The 22124-nt window shown below is 63.2% G+C and carries 17 protein-coding genes; 14 read left to right on the top strand and 3 right to left on the bottom strand.

What is annotated here, in order from left to right:
- Positions 1–152 precede the first annotated feature (152 nt).
- The 14 genes from ACN8M7_RS17040 (at position 153) to ACN8M7_RS16975 (ending at position 18836) form a co-directional block, all read left to right on the top strand.
- On the top strand, positions 153–329 hold the full coding sequence (locus ACN8M7_RS17040; protein WP_003244646.1) for a hypothetical protein: 177 nt from the start codon (positions 153–155) through the stop codon (positions 327–329).
- Positions 313–3267, top strand: a complete 2955-nt coding sequence (locus ACN8M7_RS17035; protein WP_490261538.1) for a sensor histidine kinase — start codon at positions 313–315, stop codon at positions 3265–3267. Before ACN8M7_RS17040 ends, ACN8M7_RS17035 begins: the two co-directional genes overlap by 17 nt.
- Positions 3268–3320: 53 nt before the next feature.
- Positions 3321–4757 carry a sigma-54-dependent transcriptional regulator gene (locus tag ACN8M7_RS17030; RefSeq protein WP_061241020.1) on the top strand — a complete coding sequence of 479 codons (1437 nt, stop codon included), beginning with the start codon at positions 3321–3323 and terminating at the stop codon, positions 4755–4757.
- A gap of 768 nt (positions 4758–5525) precedes the next feature.
- Positions 5526–6917, top strand: coding sequence for a polynucleotide adenylyltransferase PcnB (locus ACN8M7_RS17025; RefSeq protein ID WP_490261537.1), 1392 nt, complete (start codon positions 5526–5528; stop codon positions 6915–6917).
- On the top strand, positions 6914–7402 hold the full coding sequence (folK, locus tag ACN8M7_RS17020) for a 2-amino-4-hydroxy-6-hydroxymethyldihydropteridine diphosphokinase (RefSeq protein WP_490261536.1): 489 nt from the start codon (positions 6914–6916) through the stop codon (positions 7400–7402). Before ACN8M7_RS17025 ends, folK begins: the two co-directional genes overlap by 4 nt.
- Positions 7403–7624: 222 nt before the next feature.
- Entirely contained in the window at positions 7625–8425 is an 801-nt protein-coding gene (gene panB / locus ACN8M7_RS17015) for a 3-methyl-2-oxobutanoate hydroxymethyltransferase (RefSeq protein WP_061241017.1), read from the top strand.
- On the top strand, positions 8422–9279 hold the full coding sequence (gene panC, locus ACN8M7_RS17010; protein WP_490261535.1) for a pantoate--beta-alanine ligase: 858 nt from the start codon (positions 8422–8424) through the stop codon (positions 9277–9279). Before panB ends, panC begins: the two co-directional genes overlap by 4 nt.
- Positions 9280–9359: 80 nt before the next feature.
- Positions 9360–11024 (top strand): glucose-6-phosphate isomerase, encoded by a 1665-nt coding sequence (pgi, locus tag ACN8M7_RS17005; RefSeq protein ID WP_490261534.1) that lies wholly within the window; start codon positions 9360–9362, stop codon positions 11022–11024.
- A 151-nt stretch (positions 11025–11175) separates the two neighbouring features.
- A complete protein-coding gene (gene acs, locus ACN8M7_RS17000; protein ID WP_061241014.1) occupies positions 11176–13113 on the top strand; it encodes an acetate--CoA ligase in 1938 nt (645 codons plus the stop codon).
- A gap of 79 nt (positions 13114–13192) precedes the next feature.
- Positions 13193–14059: an oxygenase MpaB family protein gene (locus ACN8M7_RS16995; RefSeq protein WP_061241013.1), complete on the top strand. Its 867-nt coding sequence runs from the start codon at positions 13193–13195 to the stop codon at positions 14057–14059.
- Between the two features lie 157 nt (positions 14060–14216).
- A complete protein-coding gene (locus tag ACN8M7_RS16990; protein ID WP_490261533.1) occupies positions 14217–15230 on the top strand; it encodes a class I SAM-dependent rRNA methyltransferase in 1014 nt (337 codons plus the stop codon).
- A gap of 102 nt (positions 15231–15332) precedes the next feature.
- Positions 15333–18215 carry a DUF748 domain-containing protein gene (locus tag ACN8M7_RS16985; protein WP_490261532.1) on the top strand — a complete coding sequence of 961 codons (2883 nt, stop codon included), beginning with the start codon at positions 15333–15335 and terminating at the stop codon, positions 18213–18215.
- A gap of 2 nt (positions 18216–18217) precedes the next feature.
- Positions 18218–18520: a DUF2845 domain-containing protein gene (locus tag ACN8M7_RS16980; protein WP_490261531.1), complete on the top strand. Its 303-nt coding sequence runs from the start codon at positions 18218–18220 to the stop codon at positions 18518–18520.
- A 13-nt stretch (positions 18521–18533) separates the two neighbouring features.
- On the top strand, positions 18534–18836 hold the full coding sequence (locus tag ACN8M7_RS16975) for a DUF2845 domain-containing protein (RefSeq protein WP_061241009.1): 303 nt from the start codon (positions 18534–18536) through the stop codon (positions 18834–18836).
- A 203-nt stretch (positions 18837–19039) separates the two neighbouring features.
- Here ACN8M7_RS16975 and ACN8M7_RS16970 read toward each other — a convergent pair whose 3' ends face one another.
- From ACN8M7_RS16970 to pnp, 3 genes are all read right to left on the bottom strand, one after another.
- A complete protein-coding gene (locus ACN8M7_RS16970) occupies positions 19040–19237 on the bottom strand; it encodes a CsbD family protein (RefSeq protein ID WP_061241008.1) in 198 nt (65 codons plus the stop codon).
- A gap of 58 nt (positions 19238–19295) precedes the next feature.
- Positions 19296–19649, bottom strand: a complete 354-nt coding sequence (locus tag ACN8M7_RS16965) for a BON domain-containing protein (protein WP_490261530.1) — start codon at positions 19647–19649, stop codon at positions 19296–19298.
- A 358-nt stretch (positions 19650–20007) separates the two neighbouring features.
- Positions 20008–22113: a polyribonucleotide nucleotidyltransferase gene (gene pnp, locus ACN8M7_RS16960; protein ID WP_061241006.1), complete on the bottom strand. Its 2106-nt coding sequence runs from the start codon at positions 22111–22113 to the stop codon at positions 20008–20010.
- Positions 22114–22124 lie beyond the last annotated feature (11 nt).

Here is a 22124-nt window from a genome sequence, read left to right as displayed (position 1 = left end):
AGCGGGAACGATGGCGCAGGCATCCCCCGGATTTCATCCGGGCTACGCGCTGTATGGCCTCGGTGCGCATGGCGCCCCATATAAGCCTCAAGTTTGTGGCTTGAAGCGCGCAGCTTCCTTTACCATCGCGGCATCTTTCGACGAGATGCCACATGTATATCTACCGACTGGTTCTGATCCTGGTAGTGGGGATCTACCTGTTTTCACCGGCCATCATGGACTGGTGGATTGACCCCAATGGCGCCTGGTATCGGCCTTATCTGCTGTGGCTGATCCTGATCGTCGTCACCTTCATTCTTCAGAGCCAACGCGATGCTGACGAGCTTTAGCCTGAGCGAACTGATCCTGATCAGCGCCGGCTATCTGCTGGTGCTGTTCGGTGTCGCCTGGGTCAGTGAACACGGCCTTATCCCCCGCTGGATCATCCGCCACCCGCTGACCTACACCCTGTCACTGGGCGTCTACGCCAGCGCCTGGGCTTTCTACGGCACGGTGGGCCTGGCCTATCAGTACGGTTATGGCTTCCTCGCCAGTTACCTCGGGGTCTCTGGGGCGTTCCTGCTGGCGCCGGTGTTGCTCTACCCCATCCTGCGCATCACCCGCACCTACCAGCTGTCATCACTGGCCGACCTGTTCGCCTTCCGCTTTCGCAGCACCTGGGCCGGCGCACTGACCACGCTGTTCATGTTGATCGGCGTGCTGCCACTGCTGGCCCTGCAGATCCAGGCGGTGGCCGATTCCATCGGCATCCTCAGCCGCGAGCCACTGCAGGAAAAGGTCGCGCTGAGCTACTGTGGCCTGATCATCCTCTTCACCATCCTGTTCGGCGCACGCCATATCGCCACGCGCGAGAAGCACGAAGGCCTGGTATTCGCCATCGCCTTCGAGTCGCTGGTCAAGCTGATCGCCCTGGGCGTCATCGGCTGGTACGCGCTGTATCAGGTATTCGGTGGGCCGCGCGAACTGGAACTGTGGCTGGTGCAGAACCAGGTGGCACTGTCGACGCTGCACACGCCCCTGCAGGAAGGGCCGTGGCGCACCCTGTTGCTGGTGTTCTTCGCCTCGGCCATCGTCATGCCGCACATGTACCACATGACCTTCACCGAGAACCTCAACCCGCGCGCCATGGTCAGCGCCAGCTGGGGCTTGCCGCTGCTCCTGCTGCTGATGAGTCTGGCGGTGCCGCTGATTCTCTGGGCCGGCCTCAAGCTCGGCGCGACCACCAACCCGGAATACTTCACCCTGGGGCTGGGGATTGCGGTCAACAGTGAAGCCCTGGCACTGCTGGCCTATGTCGGCGGGCTATCGGCTTCCAGCGGCCTGATCATCGTCTCGACCCTGGCGCTGTCGGGCATGGCACTGAACCACCTGGTGCTGCCGCTGTACCAGCCACCAGCCGAAGGCAACATCTATCGCTGGCTGAAGTGGACACGCCGCGCGCTGATCGCCTTCATCATCATGGCCGGCTACGGCTTCTACCTGCTGCTCGGCGCCCAACAGGACCTGGCCAACCTGGGTATCGTCGCCTTCGTCGCCACCCTGCAGTTCCTCCCCGGCGTGCTCTCGGTGCTGTATTGGCAGACGGCCAATCGCCGCGGTTTCCTCGCCGGCCTGCTGGCCGGCATCAGCGTATGGGCACTGACCATGCTGTTGCCGCTGCTGGGCAACCTGGAAGGCTTCTACCTGCCGCTGTTCGACGTCATCTACGTACTCGACGATGCCAGCTGGCACCTCGCGGCCATCGCCTCGCTCGCCGCCAACGTGCTGGCATTCACCCTGGTATCGCTGTTCACCGAGGCCAGCCCCGAGGAGAAGAGCGCCGCCGAAGCCTGCGCAGTGGATAACGTACGCCGCCCGCAGCGCCGCGAACTGGTCGCCGTGTCGCCGCAGGACTTTGCCGCACAACTGGCCAAGCCGCTTGGCGCCAAGACCGCGCAGCGCGAGGTGGAGCAAGCCCTGCGCGATCTGCATCTGCCCTTCGACGAAAGCCGCCCTTATGCGTTGCGCCGTCTGCGCGACCGTATCGAGGCCAACCTGTCGGGCCTGATGGGGCCGAGCGTGGCGCAGGACATCGTGGAGACCTTCCTGCCCTACAAATCCGGCAGCGAAGGCTACGTCACCGAAGACATCCACTTCATCGAAAGCCGCCTGGAAGACTACCAGTCGCGTCTCACCGGCCTGGCTGCCGAACTCGATGCACTGCGCCGCTACCATCGCCAGACCCTGCAGGAGCTGCCCATGGGGGTGTGCTCGCTGGCCAAGGATCAGGAGATCCTGATGTGGAACCGGGCCATGGAGGAGCTCACCGACATTCCTGCGCAGCGTGTCGTCGGCTCGCGTATGAGCACCCTGAGCGAACCTTGGCAGAGCCTGTTGCAGGACTTCATCGAACGCCCCGACCAGCATCTGCACAAACAGCATCTGGCGCTCGATGGTCAGATTCGCTGGCTCAATCTGCACAAGGCCGCCATCAACGAGCCACTGGCACCCGGCAACAGTGGCCTGGTGCTGCTGGTCGAAGACCAGACCGAAACCCAGATGCTCGAAGACAAACTGGTGCACTCCGAGCGCCTGGCCAGCATCGGTCGCCTCGCCGCCGGCGTCGCCCACGAGATCGGCAACCCCATCACCGGCATCGCCTGCCTGGCGCAGAACCTGCGCGAGGAACGTGAGACCGACGCCGAGCTGACCGAAATCAGCGGGCAGATTCTCGAGCAGACCAAGCGCGTATCACGCATCGTCCAGTCGCTGATGAGCTTCGCTCACTCCGGTAGTCATCAGCGCAGCGACGAGCCGGTGTGCCTGGCCGACGTGGCGCAGGACGCCATCGGCCTGCTGTCGCTGAACAAGCGCAACTTCGAGATCCAGTTCTACAACCTCTGCGACCCGCAGCACTGGGCCTGCGGCGACCCGCAGCGCCTGGCCCAGGTTCTGATCAACCTGCTGTCCAACGCCCGTGACGCCTCGCCACCCGGCGGCGCCATCCGTGTACGCAGCGAAGCCAGCGAGCACACCGTCGATCTGATCGTCGAGGACGAAGGCAGCGGCATTCCCAAGGCGATCATCGACCGTTTGTTCGAACCTTTCTTCACTACCAAGGACCCCGGAGAAGGGACCGGTCTGGGCCTCGCACTGGTCTATTCGATCGTGGAAGAGCATTATGGACAGATAACAATCGACAGCCCGGCTGACCCCGAGCGCCAATTGGGCACTCGAATTCGGGTCACCCTGCCAAGGCATGTCGAGGCGACGTCCGTAGCGATGTAAACAGCGACAGAAGGTGCCAGCAGCACCTCCGTGACCGTCGAGAGACCGAATTGATGCCACATATTCTTATCGTCGAAGACGAAACCATTATCCGCTCTGCCTTGCGCCGCCTGCTCGAACGCAATCAGTACCAAGTCAGCGAAGCTGGCTCGGTACAGGAAGCCCAGGAGCGCTACAGCATCCCCACCTTCGACCTGATCGTCAGCGACCTGCGCCTGCCTGGCGCGCCTGGCACCGAACTGATCAAACTGGCCGAAGGCACACCGGTGCTGATCATGACCAGTTATGCCAGCCTGCGTTCGGCGGTGGACTCGATGAAGATGGGTGCCGTCGATTACATCGCCAAGCCCTTCGATCACGACGAGATGCTGCAGGCGGTCGCCCGTATTCTGCGCGACCGCCAGGAAGCCAAGAGCGCACCAGCAGCGCCAGCCGCGACCAGCAGCACACGGGGTGCAACTGCCGAGAAGGCGGTAGACAACGCCAATGGCGAAATCGGCATCATCGGCTCCTGCGCAGCCATGCAAGAGCTCTACAGCAAGATTCGCAAGGTCGCCCCCACCGACTCCAATGTACTGGTACAGGGCGAGTCCGGTACCGGCAAGGAACTGGTCGCACGTGCCCTGCACAACCTGTCCAAGCGCGCCAAGGCACCGCTGATTTCGGTGAACTGCGCCGCCATTCCGGAAACCCTGATCGAGTCCGAACTGTTCGGCCACGAAAAGGGCGCATTCACCGGCGCCAGCGCCGGGCGTGCCGGCCTGGTGGAAGCCGCCGACGGTGGCACGCTGTTCCTCGACGAAATTGGCGAATTGCCGCTGGAGGCCCAGGCGCGCCTGCTGCGTGTGCTGCAGGAAGGCGAAATTCGTCGGGTTGGCTCGGTGCAATCGCAAAAGGTGGATGTGCGCCTGATCGCCGCGACTCACCGCGACCTGAAGACCCTGGCCAAGACCGGCCAATTCCGTGAAGACCTCTATTACCGCCTGCACGTCATCGCACTCAAGCTGCCGGCATTGCGTGAGCGAGGCAGCGACGTGATCGAGATCGCCCAGGCCTTCCTGGTGCGCCAGTACACGCGCATGGGGCGCGAGCCGCTGCGCTTCGCCCACGACGCCGAGCAGGCGATCCGTCATTACCCCTGGCCGGGTAACGTGCGTGAGCTGGAGAACGCCATCGAGCGCGCGGTGATTCTCTGCGAGGGCTCGGATATTTCCGCCGACCTGCTGGGCATCGACATCGAGCTGGACGATCTGGATGACGAGGACTTCAGTCTGGCTGCCGCTGGCGTGCAAAGCAGTGGCAACAGCCACGAGCCTACCGAGGATCTGTCGCTGGAGGACTACTTCCAGCATTTCGTCCTCGAGCATCAGGACCACATGACCGAGACCGAACTGGCTCGCAAGCTGGGCATCAGCCGCAAATGCCTATGGGAGCGCCGCCAGCGTCTGGGCATTCCACGACGCAAATCCGGCGTGACCAGTGGCCCTTGACGCCAAGGCATCGGTGACAACCTGCCCACACACAGGTTCCACAGGTTGTTACCGTTTCAATATCTCGTAACAAAGGCCGGGTCTATCGGTAACGAAAACCCGGCTTTTTTCTCCCCCACCCCACCCCCGCATTGCCGCAACCCCTTGATTTACAAGGAATCTCAAAAACTGGCACGGCATCTGCTTTATCTCTGGCACAACAACAATAACAAGCAGTGCCCTACACAATAAGAACAAGACGTAACGACTCCAGAACAACAAAAACAACAAGGTACGGAGGCGCAGCTAACTGATTCTTTTGGAGAGGAGTTGCCGCAAGGGGTTCGCCCCAGCGACCAGGCTGAGAACAATAAAACTGCCTCAAGGCAGAGCCGGAACTGGTTGATTAAGGCAGCATCAGCGTCCAAAGAAATCCGTTTGCTATTGGCTCCCCATTCTAGGGAGCACCCGGTAAGCCACGGCGAGCTGGGAAGGGTCGACAACAAAAACAACAGACCCTCAATAACAATAAAAACATAGCACGCACCAACTTGGGGGGGAGCTTCGGCTCCCCCAGTAGCTTCCGGTCCTCAGATCCCCCGCCTGCCGCCCTTCTACACACCTTCTCCCTACACGATGCTAGAATCCGCAGCAATCATGCGGTCATCGTTTCGCATGCAGTTGAAAAACCCTGTCTGAGCAGACTGCCAATAACGCCATGATGCCCACACAATTCGATTTTCAAGCGCATGCGCAGCAGGCCGACCACTACTCCACACAGTGCATCCCATGCTGAAAAAGCTGTTCAAGTCTTTCCGCTCACCTCTGCGCCGTGCCCCACGGCCACGCAGCACCCCCGAAGTGCTGAGCAGTCGACAACATCCGCTCAATCGCAACGAGATCAGCCGTCACGCCATCAGCGTGGTCGATCGTCTGCAGAAGGCCGGGTACCAGGCCTACCTGGTCGGCGGTTGCGTACGCGATCTGTTGCTGGATATCGATCCCAAGGATTTCGATGTCGCCACCAGCGCCACGCCCGAGCAGGTGCGTGCCGAATTCCGTAACGCACGGGTAATTGGCCGCCGCTTCAAGCTGGTTCACGTGCATTTCGGCCGCGAGATCATCGAGGTCGCCACCTTCCGCGCCAATCACCCACAGGGCGAGGAAGAGGAAAACAGCAATCACGCCGCGCGCAACGAAAGCGGCCGCATCCTGCGTGACAACGTCTACGGCACCCTCGAAGGCGATGCCCAGCGCCGCGACTTCACCATCAACGCGCTGTACTACGACCCTACCCAGGAACACATCCTCGACTACGCCCGTGGCATGCACGACGTGCGTAACCACCTGGTACGCCTGATCGGTGATCCGGAACAGCGTTACCTGGAGGACCCGGTGCGCATGCTGCGTGCGGTGCGTTTTGCCGCCAAGCTCGACTTCGAGATCGAGAAACACAGCGCCGCGCCGATTCGCCGCCTGGCTCCAATGCTGCGTGACATTCCGTCGGCGCGCCTGTTCGACGAGGTACTCAAGCTGTTCCTCGCCGGTTACGCCGAGTACACCTTCGACCTGCTGCTCGAGCACGACCTGTTCGCCCAGCTGTTCCCGGCCAGTGGCGCAGCGCTCAAGCAGAACCCGCAATACACCGAGAAGCTGATTCGCCAGGCACTGATCAACACCGATGACCGCATCCATGACGGTAAATCGGTTACACCGGCGTTTCTCTTCGCTGCCCTGCTATGGCCGGCCCTGCCCGCCCGCGTGCTGCAGTTGCAGAGCAAAGGTATGCCGCCGATTCCGGCGATGCAGGAAGCCGCGCACGAACTGATTGCCGAGCAATGCCAGCGCATCGCCGTGCCCAAGCGCTTCACCATCCCGATTCGCGAGATCTGGGACATGCAGGAGCGCCTGCCGCGACGCAGCGGCAAACGCGCCGACCTGCTGCTGGAGAATCCTCGTTTCCGTGCCGGCTATGACTTCCTCCTGCTGCGCGAGCTGGCCGGGGAAGACACTGGCGGCCTGGGCGAATGGTGGACGGACTATCAGGACGCCAACGATAGCGAGCGCCGGCAGATGATTCGCGACCTCGCCGGCAAAGGCGAGAGCACCGGCAACGCACCGCGCAAGCGTCGCCGCAACAGCAATCGCCGCAAGCGCAGCGAAGAAAGCAGCGGCGAATGATGGAGCGGGCCTATATCGGCCTTGGCAGCAACCTGGCCGAACCGCTGCAACAGCTGCGTGCGGCCTTGCAGGCCATCGCCCAGCTGCCGCACAGCCGTTTGCAGGCGCACTCTTCGTTCTACATCAGCGATCCACTTGGTCCTGCCGATCAACCACGTTACGTCAACGCCGTGGCCGCACTGGATACCGAGCTGGAGCCCTGGCAACTGCTCGACGCCCTGCAGCGCATCGAGCAGGAGCAAGGCCGCGTGCGCAAGGCCGAACGCTGGGGCCCGCGTACACTGGACCTGGATATCCTGCTATTCGGCGAACGCCTGATCGACGACGAACGCCTGACCGTGCCGCACTACCACATGCATGCGCGTCCCTTCGTGCTCTATCCGCTGGCCGAGCTGGCCGCGCAACTGCAGTTACCGGACGGCCGCAGTCTCGGTGCATTGCTCGAAGCCTGCCCGTTTACCGGCCTGGAACGCCTGGCTGAGTAACCCGGCCGGCCTCTGTGGGACGGCCCCTTGCGCACCCCCGACATCCCGCGCATTGGCGGTAACGCCAGTAACAGGGCGGTAACACCTGCAATTGACTTCATAGCCCCCCATCTGGACTATAGGCGTCCCGTCGCACCGCGCCGGGCGCACCTTTGATGCCAATCCAGGCCGGATTGCCGCCATATAGAAGCGGTATACCGAGTCTGAGCGAGGACCTTTGAAATGCCTGACGTTACCCTGAGCACCCTGCAGAGCCTCAAGCAGAACGGTGAAAAGATCGCCATGCTGACCTGCTACGACGCCACCTACGCCCATGCGGCCTGCCAGGCGGGTGTCGAAGTGTTGCTGGTCGGCGACTCCCTGGGCATGGTCCTGCAGGGCCACGACAGCACCCTGCCGGTCAGCGTCGAAGAAATGGCCTACCACACGGCCTGCGTCAAACGTGGCAACCAGGGCGCACTGATCGTTACCGATCTGCCGTTCATGGCGTACGCCACCACCGAGCAGGCGCTGCACAACAGCGCCAAGCTGATGCAGGCAGGTGCCCACATGGTCAAACTGGAAGGTGCCGGCTGGCTGGCCGAGCCGATCCGTCTGCTGGCGGAACGTGGCGTGCCGGTGTGCGCGCACCTGGGTCTGACCCCACAGGCGGTGAACATCCTCGGTGGCTACAAGGTTCAGGGCCGCCAGGAGGCACAGGCACGGCAGATGCGCGCCGACGCCATGGCACTGGAGCAGGCCGGCGCAGCCATACTGCTGCTCGAATGCGTGCCGAGCGAGCTGGCTGCGGAAATCACTCAGGCGGTGAAGATTCCGGTGATCGGCATCGGCGCCGGTAGCGCAACCGACGGCCAGGTGCTGGTTCAGCACGATATGCTCGGCCTGTCTCTCTCGGGCCGCGTCGCCAAGTTCGTGCGTAACTTCATGGAAGGTCAGAGCAGCATCCAGGGTGCCCTGGACGCATACGTCAAAGCCGTGAAAGACGGCAGCTTCCCAGCCGCCGAACATGGTTTTTCCGCATGACCACGGTCAAGACACTGCGCGAGCTGCGCGCAGCCATCGCTCAGGCACGCGCCGAGGGCAAGCAGATCGGTTTCGTACCGACCATGGGCAATCTGCATGCGGGCCACGTTTCGCTGGTGGAGATCGCCGCCCAACGTGCCGACTTCGTGGTCGCCAGTATCTTCGTCAATCCGCTGCAGTTCGGCGCGGGGGAAGACCTGGACAAATACCCCCGCACCCTCGCCGCCGATAGGGAAAAACTGCTGGCGGCCGGTTGCCACCTGCTGTTTCACCCCGACGTCGAGGAAATCTACCCACACGGCATGGGCGACCAGACCCGCGTGAGCGTTCCTGGCGTTTCCGAAGGGCTCTGTGGCGCCAGCCGACCAGGGCACTTCGAAGGCGTGGCGACGGTGGTAACCAAGCTGTTCAACATGGTCCAGCCCGACCTGGCCGTGTTCGGCGAGAAGGACTATCAGCAACTGGCGGTGATTCGCGCCCTGGTGCAGGACCTGAACATGCCGATCCAGATCATCGGCGCGCCGACGCAACGCGCCGAGGACGGCCTTGCCCTGTCCTCGCGCAACGGTTACCTCAGCGCCGAGCAGCGTGCCGTCGCGCCTGCGCTGTATCGGGGCCTGCAGGCAGTTGCCGAGGCGCTACGTCGTGGCGCCCGCGACTACCAGAGGCTGATCGAGCAGGCCCAGGCGCAGCAGCAGGCCGCCGGTTTCGTCCCCGACTACCTGGAGATCCGCAACGCGGTGAACCTGCGTCCGGCACAGGTCGATGATCGTTATCTGGTGATCCTCACTGCGGCCCACCTCGGTAACACCCGCCTGATCGACAATCTTGTGGTCGAGCCCGCTAGCCAGTAGCTGTGCCCGAACGCAGGCGGTTACACTCTCAAAGGCCCGGATCAACCCGGGCCTTTTGCTTTTGTGGATCAGGAGCTCCAATGGCCTACTACCAGCAGCCTCAAGACGTCACCACCCTGCCCGCCTGGCAGGCCCTGCAGCAACATCGTGCCGAGATGGCCGGTTTCAGCATGCGCGAGGCCTTCGCCGCGGACGCACGCCGCTTCCAGCGTTTTTCCCTCGACAGCTGCGGTCTGCTGCTGGACCACTCGAAGAACCTGATCGATGAACGCGGCCTCGAGCTGCTGATTCAACTGGCCGAACAGGCCCGCCTGCACGAGTCCATCGCAGCCCTGTACAGCGGCGAGCAGGTCAACGCCTCAGAGGGCCGCGCGGCGCTGCACACGGCCCTGCGCAGTCCGATCGGCCGTCGTCTGCTGGTCGATGGCAAGGACCTCATCCCCGAGGTACACCGCGTCCTGAACCAGGTCACCGAACTGGTCAGCCGCATTCACAGCGGCCTGTGGCGTGGCTACAGCGAGAAGCCAATCAAGGAAGTGGTGAACATCGGCATCGGTGGCTCGTTCCTTGGCCCGCAACTGGTTTCCGAAGCGCTGCGCCCGTTCACCCAGCGCGGCGTACGCTGCCACTACCTGGCCAATATCGACGGCAGCGAATTCCGCGAGCTGACGGCCCGCCTGGACCCGGAAACCACGCTGTTCATCGTCTCCAGCAAGTCCTTCGGCACCCTGGAAACCCTGAAGAACACCCTGGCCGCGCGCGACTGGTACCTGGCCATGGGCGGCCCGGAAGAGGAGCTGCACCGCCACTTCATCGCAGTGACCAGCAACCGCAAGGCGGCGATCGAATTCGGTATCGGCGAAGAGAACATCTTCCCCATGTGGGACTGGGTCGGTGGGCGCTACTCGCTGTGGTCGGCCATTGGCCTGCCGATTGCCCTGGCCATCGGCGTGTCCAACTTCAAGGAACTGCTGGCCGGCGCATACGCCATGGACCAGCACTTCACCCAAGCGCCACTGGCCGAGAACATGCCGGTGCTGATGGCCCTGCTGGGCATCTGGTACACCAATTTCTGGGGCGCGCAGAGCCACGCCATCCTGCCCTACGATCACTACCTGCGTAACTTCACCAAGCACCTGCAACAGCTGGACATGGAGTCTAACGGCAAGAGCGTGCGCCAGGATGGCAGCGCACTGGACATCGCCACGGGGCCGATCATCTGGGGTGGCGTCGGCTGCAACGGCCAGCACGCCTACCATCAGCTGCTGCACCAGGGCCGCCTGCTGGTGCCGGCGGACTTCATCGTGCCGGTCAACAGCTACAACCCGCTGTCCGACCATCACCAGTGGCTGTTCGCCAACTGCCTGTCGCAGGCCCAGGCCCTGATGCAGGGCAAAACGCGCGAAGAGGCCGAAGCCGAGCTGCGTGGCAAGGGCCTGAGCGAAGCCGAAGTGCAGCGCCTGGCGCCGCACAAGGTGATCCCCGGCAACCGTCCGAGCAACATCCTGGTGATGAATCGCATCGCCCCCTTCGAGCTGGGCGCACTGGTGGCGCTGTACGAGCACAAGGTCTTCGTGCAGAGCGCCATCTGGGGCATCAATGCCTTCGACCAGTGGGGCGTGGAGCTGGGCAAGGAGATGGGCAAGGAGGTCTATCAGCGCCTCACCGGCCAGATCGAGAGCGGCGCATCGGACGCCTCGACCCAGGGTCTGATCGAACATTTCCGCGAACATCATCGCGGCTGAGCCAACCCCTTCCGCCGCTGCCCGGCGCCAAGCGCCGGGCAGCGTTGACGACCCTCAGCAGTCTTGCCCTCGAACATCGGCCCTTGAACCAAGCGCCTGCTTGGGTGCACCCTTGTGGTTGTTGCGGACACACAATTACAAGGACCCCGCCATGTTCGAGATCACTCGCCATCCCGTGCCCGATGCGGTGCGCCAGCGTGCACACCTGGACAACGACGCCTACCTGCGCCTCTATCAGCAGTCCGTCGAACAGCCAGAAACCTTCTGGGCCGAGCAGGCCAAGGCCTTTCTTCACTGGTTCAAGCCCTGGGATCAGGTGCACAGCAGCGACCTGAAGCAGGGCCATGCCGAATGGTTCAAGGGCGGCCAGCTCAACGTCGCCTACAACTGCATCGACCGCCATCTGGAAAAGCGCGGTGAACAGGTCGCCATCATCTGGGAAGGCGACAACCCCGCCGAGTCGGCGCACATCACCTACAACAAGTTGCACCACAACGTCAGCCGCCTGGCCAACGTGCTGAAAAGCCGTGGCGTGAAGAAGGGTGACCGGGTGTGCATCTACATGCCGATGATCCCCGAGGCGGCCTACGCCATGCTCGCCTGCGCGCGCATCGGCGCTGTGCATTCGGTGGTGTTCGGCGGTTTCTCCCCGGACGCGTTGCGTGATCGCATCCTCGATGCGGACTGCCGCGCGGTGATCACCGCCGACGAAGGTGTACGCGGCGGCAAGTACATCCCGCTGAAGGCCAACGTCGACAAGGCGCTGCAGAGTTGCCCGGACGTCTCCACCGTGGTGGTGGTCGAGCGCACCCAGGGCGATGTGGCCTGGGTCGAGGGCCGTGACCTCTGGTATCACCAGGCGCTCAAGGACGTCGAGGCCGACTGCCCGGCCGAGCCGATGGACGCCGAAGACCCGCTGTTCATCCTCTACACCTCGGGCAGCACCGGCAAACCCAAGGGCGTGCTGCACACCACCGGCGGTTACCTGCTCGGCGCAGCGATGACCCACAAGTACGTGTTCGATTACCACGAGGGCGACATCTACTGGTGCACCGCCGATGTCGGCTGGGTCACCGGGCACAGCTACATCGTCTACGGCCCGCTGGCCAACGCCGCCACTACCCTGATGTTCGAGGGCGTACCGAACTACCCGGACGCCTCGCGTTTCTGGCAGGTGATCGACAAGCACCAGGTCAACACCTTCTACACCGCGCCGACCGCCCTGCGCGCGCTGATGCGTGAAGGCGAAGCACCGGTCAAGGCCACCTCGCGCAGCAGCCTGCGCCTGCTCGGCACGGTGGGCGAGCCGATCAACCCGGAAGCCTGGGAATGGTACTTCCATGTAGTCGGCGAAACGCGCTGCCCCATCGTCGACACCTGGTGGCAGACCGAAACCGGCTCCATCCTGATCACCCCGCTACCCGGCGCCACCGACCTCAAGCCGGGCTCGGCCACGCGCCCCTTCTTCGGCGTACAGCCGGTGCTGCTCGATGAGCAGGGCAAGGAGATCGACGGCCCAGGCAACGGCGTGCTGGCGATCAAGGCGAGCTGGCCGAGCCAGATCCGCAGCGTCTATGGCGACCACCAGCGCATGGTCGACACCTACTTCAAGCCCTACCCCGGCTATTACTTCACCGGCGACGGCGCGCGTCGCGACGAGGATGGCTACTACTGGATCACCGGGCGCGTGGACGACGTGATCAACGTCTCCGGCCACCGCATCGGCACCGCCGAGGTGGAAAGCGCCCTGGTGCTACACGATGCCGTGGCCGAGGCAGCGGTGGTCGGCTACCCGCACGATGTGAAGGGCCAGGGCATCTACGCCTACGTCACCCTGATGAACGGCCAGGAGCCTTCGGAGGAACTGAAGAAGGACCTGCTGAGCCTGGTCGGCAAGGAGATCGGCAGCTTCGCCAAGCCGGAGCTGATCCAGTGGGCCCCGGGCCTGCCCAAGACCCGTTCGGGCAAGATCATGCGCCGCATCCTGCGCAAGATCGCCTGCAACGAACTGGAGAACATGGGCGACACCTCCACCCTGGCCGACCCCAGCGTGGTCGACAGCCTGATCGAGCAGCGTCTGAACCGCTGAACCGCACGCCCATTGCCCCGCACCTGCGGGGCAATGCGGCATCTTGCCTTGGGCCAGCCAAGCGCCGACACTGCGCGCCATGGAAAGCCTACGTCGTCAGATTGAAAAACAGGTGCACAGCCTTACCGGCGCCTCGCTGGGTGTGCTCGACCTCGACCAGCCGCGTGGCGACGCGGGTCTGTTCGGCCCCGAGTCGATGGTCTGGGAAGTGCACGCCGACTTTACCGCGATGATGGTCGGCGGCGTCTCCGCCCTGCTGCTGCAGATGCTCCATCCGCTGGCCCTGGCCGGTGTGTGGGATCACTCCACCTTCCGCCAGGACATGATCGGGCGCCTGCGCCGCACCAGCCTGTTCATCGCCGGCACCACCTATGGCGGCCAGCACGACGCCGAACAGTTGATCGACAAGGTGCGCACCATTCACCTGCAGGTGGTCGGCAGCGCGCCGGACGGTCGCCCCTACGCCGCCAGCGATCCACATTTGCTGACCTGGGTACACGTCTCCGAGGTCAGCCAGTTCCTCGCCGGCTACCTGCGTTACGTCAATCCGCAGCTAGCTGTCACCGAGCAGGATCGCTACTACCGCGAGGTGGCGCTGATCGCCGAACGCCTGGGCGCCCAGGACGTGCCCAAATCGCGCCAGGCCATCAGCGCCTACCTCGAACGCATGCGCCCGCAGCTGCTCTGCGATGAGCGCACCCGCGAAGTGGTGCGGCTGCTGCATGCCGCGCCGGTACCCAGCATTCTCGCCAAGCCCTTTGGCAAGCTGATGATGCAGGCGGGCGTCGATCTGCTGCCGGACTGGGCCAGCGACCTGCTCGGCGAACGGCAACCCGCCTGGCGCCGCCCGCTGATCCGCAGCAGCGTGCAGCGCACCGCCACCCTGCTGCGCTGGGCGATTCGTAACAGTGCCGCGCAACGCGCTCAGCGCCGCCTGGTACGGTAGCGCGCGCGGCAACGAGCTGATGCCGGCCCCAGCTTGTGGCGAGACCGGGCGACGGTCACCAGCGCAGCCCCCTCATGGCGCGCAGGCTTCGCCCGGCAGAGGAAGCCGGCTGTTTTCTTGATAAACTGCCGGCCCTCCCTCCTCCGAGACGCCGCGCATGCCTTCTCTTGACCAGGCGCTGCGCGCCGCCCTTGCCGCCCGTGAAAACCTGCTCGCCGAGCTGCATGCCCAGGGCACCGACTGCTACCGCCTGTTCCATGGCAGCCAGGAAGGCGCGCCAGGTCTGACCGTCGACCGCTACGGTGCGCAACTGCTGGTGCAGAGTTTTCATCAGCCGCTACCGCCCGAAGACCTGCAAAGTCTGAGCGAGATCGTCGAGGGCCACCTCGGCCAGACGCTGCTGGTCTACAACGATCGCTCCAAAGGCAACTCGCGCATCGACCGCGACCCGACACTGTTCCAGCCTACGGACGCGGCGCTGGAGGATCTGATCGCTCACGAGTGGGGGCTTAACTATCGCGTACGCGGCCGTCATGCGGGCCAGGACCCCCTGCTGTTTCTCGACCTGCGCAACGCACGAGGCTGGGTCAAGGCCAACAGCGCCGGCAAATCCGTGCTCAACCTGTTCGCCTACACCTGCGGTGTCGGTCTGAGCGCTGCCGCCGGTGGTGCTCGCGAAGTGGTCAACCTGGACTTCGCCGAGGGCAACCTGGCAGTCGGCCGCGAGAACGGCGCGCTCAACCCCGAGCTACCCGCCATGCAGTTCATCCAGTCCGACTACTTCCCGGCCATCCGCCAGTTCGCCGGGCTGCCGATCAGCAGCCGTCGCGGGCAGAAGCTGCCGAGCTATCCGCGCCTGCAACCACGCCAGTTCGATCTGGTTTTCCTCGACCCGCCGGCCTGGGCCAAGAGCGCCTTTGGCACGGTCGACCTACTGCGCGACTACCAGAGCCTGCTCAAGCCAGCTCTGCTGGCCACTGCCGAGGGTGGCACACTGGTGTGCTGCAACAACCTGGCCAAAGTGGAGATGAGCGACTGGCGCACGCAGGTGCTGCGTTGTGCCGAGAAACTGGGCCGCCCGGTGCGCGATTGCCAGGTGATCGCTCCAGCGCCGGACTTCCCCTCGCATGACGGCAAGCCGCCGTTGAAAACCCTGATCCTGCAGCTGTGAAGCACGGCGAACACGCAATCCAAATGCGGCGATAACCACCGGAACCGAACCGTCGTGCCATACTCCAAGTCGTCTCCTCGTCTGGATAGATGACGCCAAGCCATGCCCAAAGGACTGAAGCGCGCGCTGAGCGCGCTGTTGATCACCGTATTTCTCTACAGCCTGATCGGCTTTCTGATTCTGCCGGGTATCGCCCTGCGTATCGCCAACCAGCAGTTGGCGCAGTACGCCACGGTGCCCGCCTCGCTGCAGCGTGTGCAGCTCAACCCCTTCACGCTCGAGCTGAGCCTGTGGGGCCTGCGTGTCGGCGAGAGTGGCCAGGAGCAACTGAGTTTCCAGCGTCTCTACGCCAACCTGCAGAGCGACAGCCTGTGGAGCGGAGCCCTGCACCTGAGTGACGTCGAACTCGACGGGGCACGCAGCGAAATACTGTTCGCCAAAGACGGCACGCTCAACCTCACCCAGCTGTTCCGCCTACCGGAAAGCCAGGCCGAACCCAAGGCCGAGAACAGCGAGCCCTTCCCGCTGCGTATCGACAGCATTCGCCTGCGTGAGAAGTCGCTGCGCTTCCAGGACCTGCGTCCGAGCGAGCCCGTGGAGTTCGCCTACGACGCGCTCGACCTGGACCTGCACAACCTCAGCACCCTGGCCGGCGACAATGCCGAAATGACCATGACCGCCAGTGGCCCTTACGGTGCGCGGATCGATTGGCGCGGTCAGGTCAGCCTGACACCGATCACCTCCAGCGGCAGCCTGAGCATCAGCGATGGCCGCCTGAGCACCTTCTGGCCCTACGTACGGGACGCCTTGCCGCTGGTGCTCAAGGAAGGCCAGGTCGATCTCAGCAGCGACTACCACCTTGACCTGTCCAGTGGCACCGAGCTGCAACTGAGCAAGGTCAAGGTGCAGTTGGCGCCCTTCGCCATCGATGATCCGCAAGGCAAACCGCTGGTACGCCTGCAACGCCTGGATATCGACAACACCAGCCTCGACCTGGCCAAGCAGCAGGTGGTGGTCGGCCAGGTGCGCAGCCAGGGGCTGGAAGCCTGGGCGGCGCGCGAGGCCGACGGCCAGCTGGACTGGCAGAAGCTGTTCAGCACGCCCGAAAGCGCCAAGCGCGAGACGGCCGACTCACCGCAGCAGAGCAGCGAGAGCAAGCCCTGGCAGGTGCTGTTGCAGGATGTGCAGCTGCGTGACTACAAGGCTCACCTGGCCGACCGCGTACCGCAGCAGGAGGTAGCCGTGGAGGTCGGCCCGCTGAACCTCGATCTGAAGAACTTCGACAGCCTCGGCGACAAGCCTTTCGACCTGAGGCTCGATAGCGGCCTGGGCAAGCAAGGCAAGCTGCTGGCGGCCGGCAATGTACAACTGAGCCCGACCAGCGCTCAACTCAAGGTCAGCACGCAAGACATCGACCTGCGCCTGGCGCAGGCCTATCTGAGCCCTTTCATACACCTCGAACTGCGCAGCGGCCTGCTCGGCAGCGATCTCGACGTGCAGCTCCAGAGCACCGAACCATTGGCCCTGCATGTTACCGGCAGCGCGCACATCGATCAGTTGCACACCCTCGACACCCTGCATGAGCGCGATTTCGTACGCTGGAAGCAGGTTCGGGTAGAGGATCTCGACTATCGCCACGGGGAAAGCCTGGCCATCGGCCGCGTCGAACTGGACCAGCCTTACGCACGCTTCGTGATCAACGAGAATCTCACCACCAACGTCAGCGAACTCGTCGTGCCGCAGCCGAAGGCGCCAAAGCCGAGCGAGGCCGATGCGGGCAAGCCGCTGGCGATCCGCATCGGCGGCGTGGCGATCAATGACGGCTCGGCCAACTTCGCCGACTTCAGCCTGACCCCCAGCTTCGCCACCGCGATTCAGCAGATGAATGGCCGCATCGGCGTGCTCGACAACCAGAAGCCGCAGGCGGCCAGCGTCGACATCAAGGGCAAGGTCGACCGCTACGCACCGATGAGCATCAAAGGCCAGCTGACGCCCTTCGATCCGCTCAACAGCCTGGATATCGCCACCAGCTTCAAGAACATCGAGCTGACCACCATTACCCCCTACTCCGGCAAGTTCGCCGGCTACCGTATCCGCAAGGGCCGCCTCAACCTCGACCTGCACTACCGCATCGAGAAAGGCCAGCTCAATGCCGAGAACAAGGTACTGGTGGAAAATCTGCAGCTGGGTGAGCGAGTCGACAGCCCGGACGCCGTGGACCTGCCGATCCGCCTCGCGGTGGCCCTACTCAAGGACACCCAGGGACGCATTTCCATCGAGCTCCCGGTACAGGGCGACCTTAACAATCCACAGTTCAGCGTCATGCCCATCGTCTGGCAGACCCTGCGCAACCTGGTGCTGCGCGCCGCACAGGCGCCATTCAAGTTCATCGCCGGGCTGGTCGGCGGCAGCAATGTCGACCTCAGCACCGTGCCATTCAGCGCCGGCTCTGCAGAGCTGCAAGGCGACGCGCGCCAGGCGCTGGACACGCTGGCCAAAGCGCTGGAGGAGCGTCCCAATCTGCGCCTGGAAGTGGAAGGCCGAGCCGCGCAAAGTGCCGATGGCCCGCTACTGGCCGAACAGCGCCTGCAACGCGAATTCCGCGAAACCTGGTACAAGGTGCTGCAACGTCGCGGGGACAAGGTGCCGGCCAGCCCCGACGAACTGACGGTCAGCGCAGACGAACAGGCCGCCCTGCTCGAAGGTATCTATCGCACCCGTCTCAAGCAGCAACCGCCCGCCGAATGGGCCGCGCTGGACAGCGAGCAACGCTTGCAGAACATGCGCCAGGCCGTGCTGGACTCCTGGGCCAAGAGCAAGCTGTTACTGCGCCAACTCGCCCAGCAACGCGCTGCAACGATCAAGGATTATCTGGTTGAGCAAGGCGGGTTGTACGATGAACGCGTCTATCTGATCGATGCCAACCTGGGTAAGCCAGAAGCCGATGGCCGCGTACTCACCACCCTGCACCTGGACAGCCAATGATCATGCGCCGCTCAACCCTTGTCACACTTGTCACCCTGACTGCCGGCCTGCTCAGCGCAACCGCGCAGGCCGACACCCTGCGCTGCGGCAGCGCCCTGGTCAGCCTTGGCGACCGGCCGTTCGAGGTCGAACGCAAATGTGGTGAGCCGGTACACCGCGACCCTGTCGGTTACACCCTGGGCTCCTACGACCGCCGCGAGTACATGATCGAAGAATGGGTGTATGGCCCAAGCAACGGCATGCTCAGCATTCTGCGCTTCGAGGGTAATCGCCTGGTTGCCATCGAACGCCGTCGCGAACGCTGAGCAGGAGGCTCTCATGCGCACATTCGGATATCTGCTCACTCTGCTCTGCCTGCCCCTGATGGCCGAGGCATCGTCCACCTATCGCTGCGGTAGTTCGCTGGTCAGCACCACCGCGCCCTCAGCAGAAGTGCTGAGCAAATGCGGCGAGCCCTCCAGCCGCGATTTTCTCGGCTACAAGGAAGTGGTCGATAGCTACGGTTTTCGCAACGAGGTGAGTGTCGAGGAGTGGATCTACGGCCCGAAAAGCGGCATGTATCACTTTCTGCGCTTCGAGGGTGGACGCCTGACCGAAATCCGCAGCAAGCGCGGCAGCTGATCTGCAGCCCGATGCGGGCTGACGCCCCGTGCATCCGGCACAAAAAATCAAGGCCCCGCCGGTTACACCGGCGGGGCCTTCGCGCATCCATGCCTGTCGCTATCCGTGCTGATAAGGCGTCCTGCCTGAGCCGTCCGTGCTGATGAGGCATCCCGCCTGCAGCCATCCGTGCTTGAACGGCGTCCCTGCCAGGCAGTCCTTGCTCAGAGCTTGTCGCTGAACTCGCGCAGCTCTTGCTGGGCCTTTTCCTTGGTCCAGCCATAACGTTCTTGCAGCTTGCCGGCCAGGTACTCGCTGTGGCCCTCGGCGACGTCCAGGTCGTCATCGGTCAGGTTGCCCCAACGCTCCTTGATGCGACCGTTGAGCTGCTTCCATTTGCCTTTGATGATGTCGCTATTCATGGTCATTCTCCCAGTGACAGAAGGTGGGGCCGGGCCGTAACCCGGCCGGCTCGGCTAATCAGTCTGCGGTTTTCAGGGCATCGGCGGACACGTCACGCACACCCTCGATTTCCTTGGTCTTGGCAATGGCCAGATCACGCTCGGCGTCAGTCGCGACTACACCAGACAGGGAAACCACGCCTTGGTTGGTCTCGACCTTAATGTCCAGCGCGCTGAGAGCAGAGTCAGCGACGAAGGTGGACTTCACTTTGCTGGTGATCCAGGTGTCGGATACCGCCTGCTCGGCTTTATCCATGGTGTCATTGGCCGCCAGCATGGTCGGCTCTGCGGCGAAAGCTGCCGAGGCCAGCGACATGCTCAGTACAGCGGCAGTCAGGGTAGTAGCGGCAAAACGGTTGATTGGCTGTTTCATTGTTCGACTCCTGTACATTCCAGACAATCTGCAAACCAACTCCTGGTTGCAGGTTCACTAGTACTGTTGCAGGGCCTGTGCCAGCTTTTCCATCTACAATAAAACCTTTAAAAACAATAACTTAACAAAATAGAAAGGCACGTACCTGATTGCATTTCGCCGGTTCGACCAAAAACCCTCGGGCAATTTGCATGACCCTGATGCGACCGACGCCCTCCCCGCTTCGCGCAGGCGCTGCACCGCGGCATGTCGGTGTTGGCCGAGGGCCGCGACCGCTACAGCACAACCGAGCGCTGAACAGCAGGCACAAAAAAGGGCTCCCGCAGGAGCCCTTCTCGTTCGAACAGGTCAGCCGTGCTTAGACGCCAGAGGCCTCAGCAGCAGCGACGTCCTTGATCGACAGCTTGATACGGCCGCGGTTGTCCACGTCCAGTACCAGAACCTTCACTTCCTGGCCTTCCTGCAGCACGTCGGTGACCTTCTCCACGCGCTGATCGCTCAGCATGGAGATGTGTACCAGACCGTCCTTGCCCGGCAGGATGTTGACGAAGGCACCGAAGTCGACGATGCGCTCGACCTTGCCGACGTAGATCTTGCCGATCTCGGCTTCCGCGGTGATGGCCAGAACGCGCTGCTTGGCAGCCTCGGCCGCTTCCTTGGTTTCGCCGAAGATCTTGATCGAGCCGTCGTCTTCGATATCGATCGAAGCCTTGGTCTCTTCGCAGATACCACGGATGGTGGCGCCACCCTTGCCGATCACGTCGCGGATCTTGTCCTGGTCGATCTTCATCGCCAGCATGGTCGGTGCATTGGCCGACAGCTCGCTGCGCGACTGGGCAATGACCTGGTTCATCTGGCCGAGGATGTTCAGACGAGCTTCCAGGGCCTGCTCCAGCGCCTGCTCCATGATCTCTTCGGTGATGCCCTGGATCTTGATGTCCATCTGCAGCGCGGTAACACCCTTGGCGGTACCGGCTACCTTGAAGTCCATGTCGCCGAGGTGGTCTTCATCACCGAGGATATCGGTCAGGACGGCGAACTTCTCACCTTCCAGTACCAGGCCCATGGCGATACCGGCAACCGGCGCCTTCATCGGCACGCCAGCGTCCATCAGCGCCAGGGAAGCGCCGCAGACCGAAGCCATGGAGGAAGAACCGTTGGACTCGGTGATTTCCGATACCACGCGGATGGTGTACGGGAACTCGTCAGCGCTCGGCAGCATGGCAGCGACGCCACGGCGAGCCAGACGGCCGTGACCGATTTCGCGGCGGCCAGTGGCGCCCATGCGACCACACTCACCCACCGAGTACGGCGGGAAGTTGTAGTGCAGCATGAAGGGATCTTTCTTCTCGCCTTCGAGGGTGTCCAGCAGCTGCGCATCGCGCGCGGTACCGAGGGTGGCCACGACCAGTGCCTGGGTTTCGCCACGGGTGAACAGAGCCGAACCGTGGGTCTTGTCCAGAACACCGACTTCGATGTTCAGGCCACGCACGGTGCGGGTGTCACGACCATCGATACGCGGTTTGCCGTTGACGATGTTCTCGCGCACGGTGCGGTATTCGATTTCGCCGAAGGCGTCTTTGACTTCACCAGCGGAAGGCTGACCTTCTTCGCCAGAGAACTTGGCAACTACCTGATCTTTCAGCTCGCCAAGGCGTGCGTAACGATCCTGTTTGATGGTGATGGTGTAGGCCTGGGAGATGGCTTCGCCGAACTCGCCACGGATGGCGCTCAGCAGAGCGGTGTTTTCCGGCTTCGGCTGCCAGTCCCAGGTCGGCTTGGCGGCTTCGGCAGCGAAGGCCTTGATGGCGCTGATGACGGACTGGAACTCATCGTGGGCGAACAGTACGGCGCCCAGCATCTGGTCTTCGGTCAGTTCCTTGGCTTCCGATTCCACCATCAGTACGGCGGTTTCGGTACCGGCCACGACCATGTCCAGGCTCGAAGCCTTGAGCTGTTCGTAGGTCGGGTTCAGCAGGTAGCCGGCTTCCGGATGGAAGGCGACGCGGGCAGCGCCGATCGGGCCGTTGAACGGGATGCCGGAGATGGCCAGGGCAGCCGAGGTACCGATCATCGCTGCGATGTCCGGATCGGTCTTCTTGCTGGTGGAAACCACGGTGCAGATGACCTGCACTTCGTTCTGGAAGCCTTCCGGGAACAGCGGGCGGATCGGACGGTCGATCAGGCGCGAGGTCAGGGTCTCTTTCTCGCTCGGGCGCGCTTCACGCTTGAAGAAACCGCCTGGGATCTTGCCGGCAGCGTAGGTCTTTTCCTGATAGTGCACGGACAGCGGGAAGAAGCCTTTGCTCGGGTCTGCAGTCTTGGCGCCGGTTACGGCAACCAGCACGCTGACGTCGTCATCGACGGTGACCAGCACTGCGCCGGAGGCCTGACGGGCGATACGGCCAGTCTCGAGGGTAACGGTCGACTGACCGAACTGGAATTTCTTGATTACCGGGTTCACGGTGTTTTCCT

This window comes from Pseudomonas spartinae (assembly GCF_965197125.1).
GTDB classification, from domain to species: domain Bacteria; phylum Pseudomonadota; class Gammaproteobacteria; order Pseudomonadales; family Pseudomonadaceae; genus Aquipseudomonas; species Aquipseudomonas composti_A.
The sequence above is the reverse complement of the archived record's forward strand: the minus strand, read 5'-3'. Positions and strand labels throughout refer to the sequence as shown.

Bases quoted from the DNA above. Each gene is read 5' to 3' on its own strand.
- ACN8M7_RS16970 (WP_061241008.1), bottom strand. From the start codon at position 19,237: ATGAATAGCGACATCATCAAAGGCAAATGGAAGCAGCTCAACGGTCGC.
- ACN8M7_RS16990 (WP_490261533.1), top strand. From the start codon at position 14,217: ATGCCTTCTCTTGACCAGGCGCTGCGCGCCGCCCTTGCCGCCCGTGAA.
- panC (WP_490261535.1), top strand. From the start codon at position 8,422: ATGACCACGGTCAAGACACTGCGCGAGCTGCGCGCAGCCATCGCTCAG.
- acs (WP_061241014.1), top strand. From the start codon at position 11,176: ATGTTCGAGATCACTCGCCATCCCGTGCCCGATGCGGTGCGCCAGCGT.
- folK (WP_490261536.1), top strand. From the start codon at position 6,914: ATGATGGAGCGGGCCTATATCGGCCTTGGCAGCAACCTGGCCGAACCG.
- ACN8M7_RS16975 (WP_061241009.1), top strand. From the start codon at position 18,534: ATGCGCACATTCGGATATCTGCTCACTCTGCTCTGCCTGCCCCTGATG.
- ACN8M7_RS17035 (WP_490261538.1), top strand. From the start codon at position 313: ATGCTGACGAGCTTTAGCCTGAGCGAACTGATCCTGATCAGCGCCGGC.
- ACN8M7_RS16985 (WP_490261532.1), top strand. From the start codon at position 15,333: ATGCCCAAAGGACTGAAGCGCGCGCTGAGCGCGCTGTTGATCACCGTA.
- pgi (WP_490261534.1), top strand. From the start codon at position 9,360: ATGGCCTACTACCAGCAGCCTCAAGACGTCACCACCCTGCCCGCCTGG.
- ACN8M7_RS16980 (WP_490261531.1), top strand. From the start codon at position 18,218: ATGCGCCGCTCAACCCTTGTCACACTTGTCACCCTGACTGCCGGCCTG.
- ACN8M7_RS16995 (WP_061241013.1), top strand. From the start codon at position 13,193: ATGGAAAGCCTACGTCGTCAGATTGAAAAACAGGTGCACAGCCTTACC.
- ACN8M7_RS17040 (WP_003244646.1), top strand. From the start codon at position 153: ATGTATATCTACCGACTGGTTCTGATCCTGGTAGTGGGGATCTACCTG.
- ACN8M7_RS16965 (WP_490261530.1), bottom strand. From the start codon at position 19,649: ATGAAACAGCCAATCAACCGTTTTGCCGCTACTACCCTGACTGCCGCT.
- ACN8M7_RS17025 (WP_490261537.1), top strand. From the start codon at position 5,526: ATGCTGAAAAAGCTGTTCAAGTCTTTCCGCTCACCTCTGCGCCGTGCC.
- panB (WP_061241017.1), top strand. From the start codon at position 7,625: ATGCCTGACGTTACCCTGAGCACCCTGCAGAGCCTCAAGCAGAACGGT.
- ACN8M7_RS17030 (WP_061241020.1), top strand. From the start codon at position 3,321: ATGCCACATATTCTTATCGTCGAAGACGAAACCATTATCCGCTCTGCC.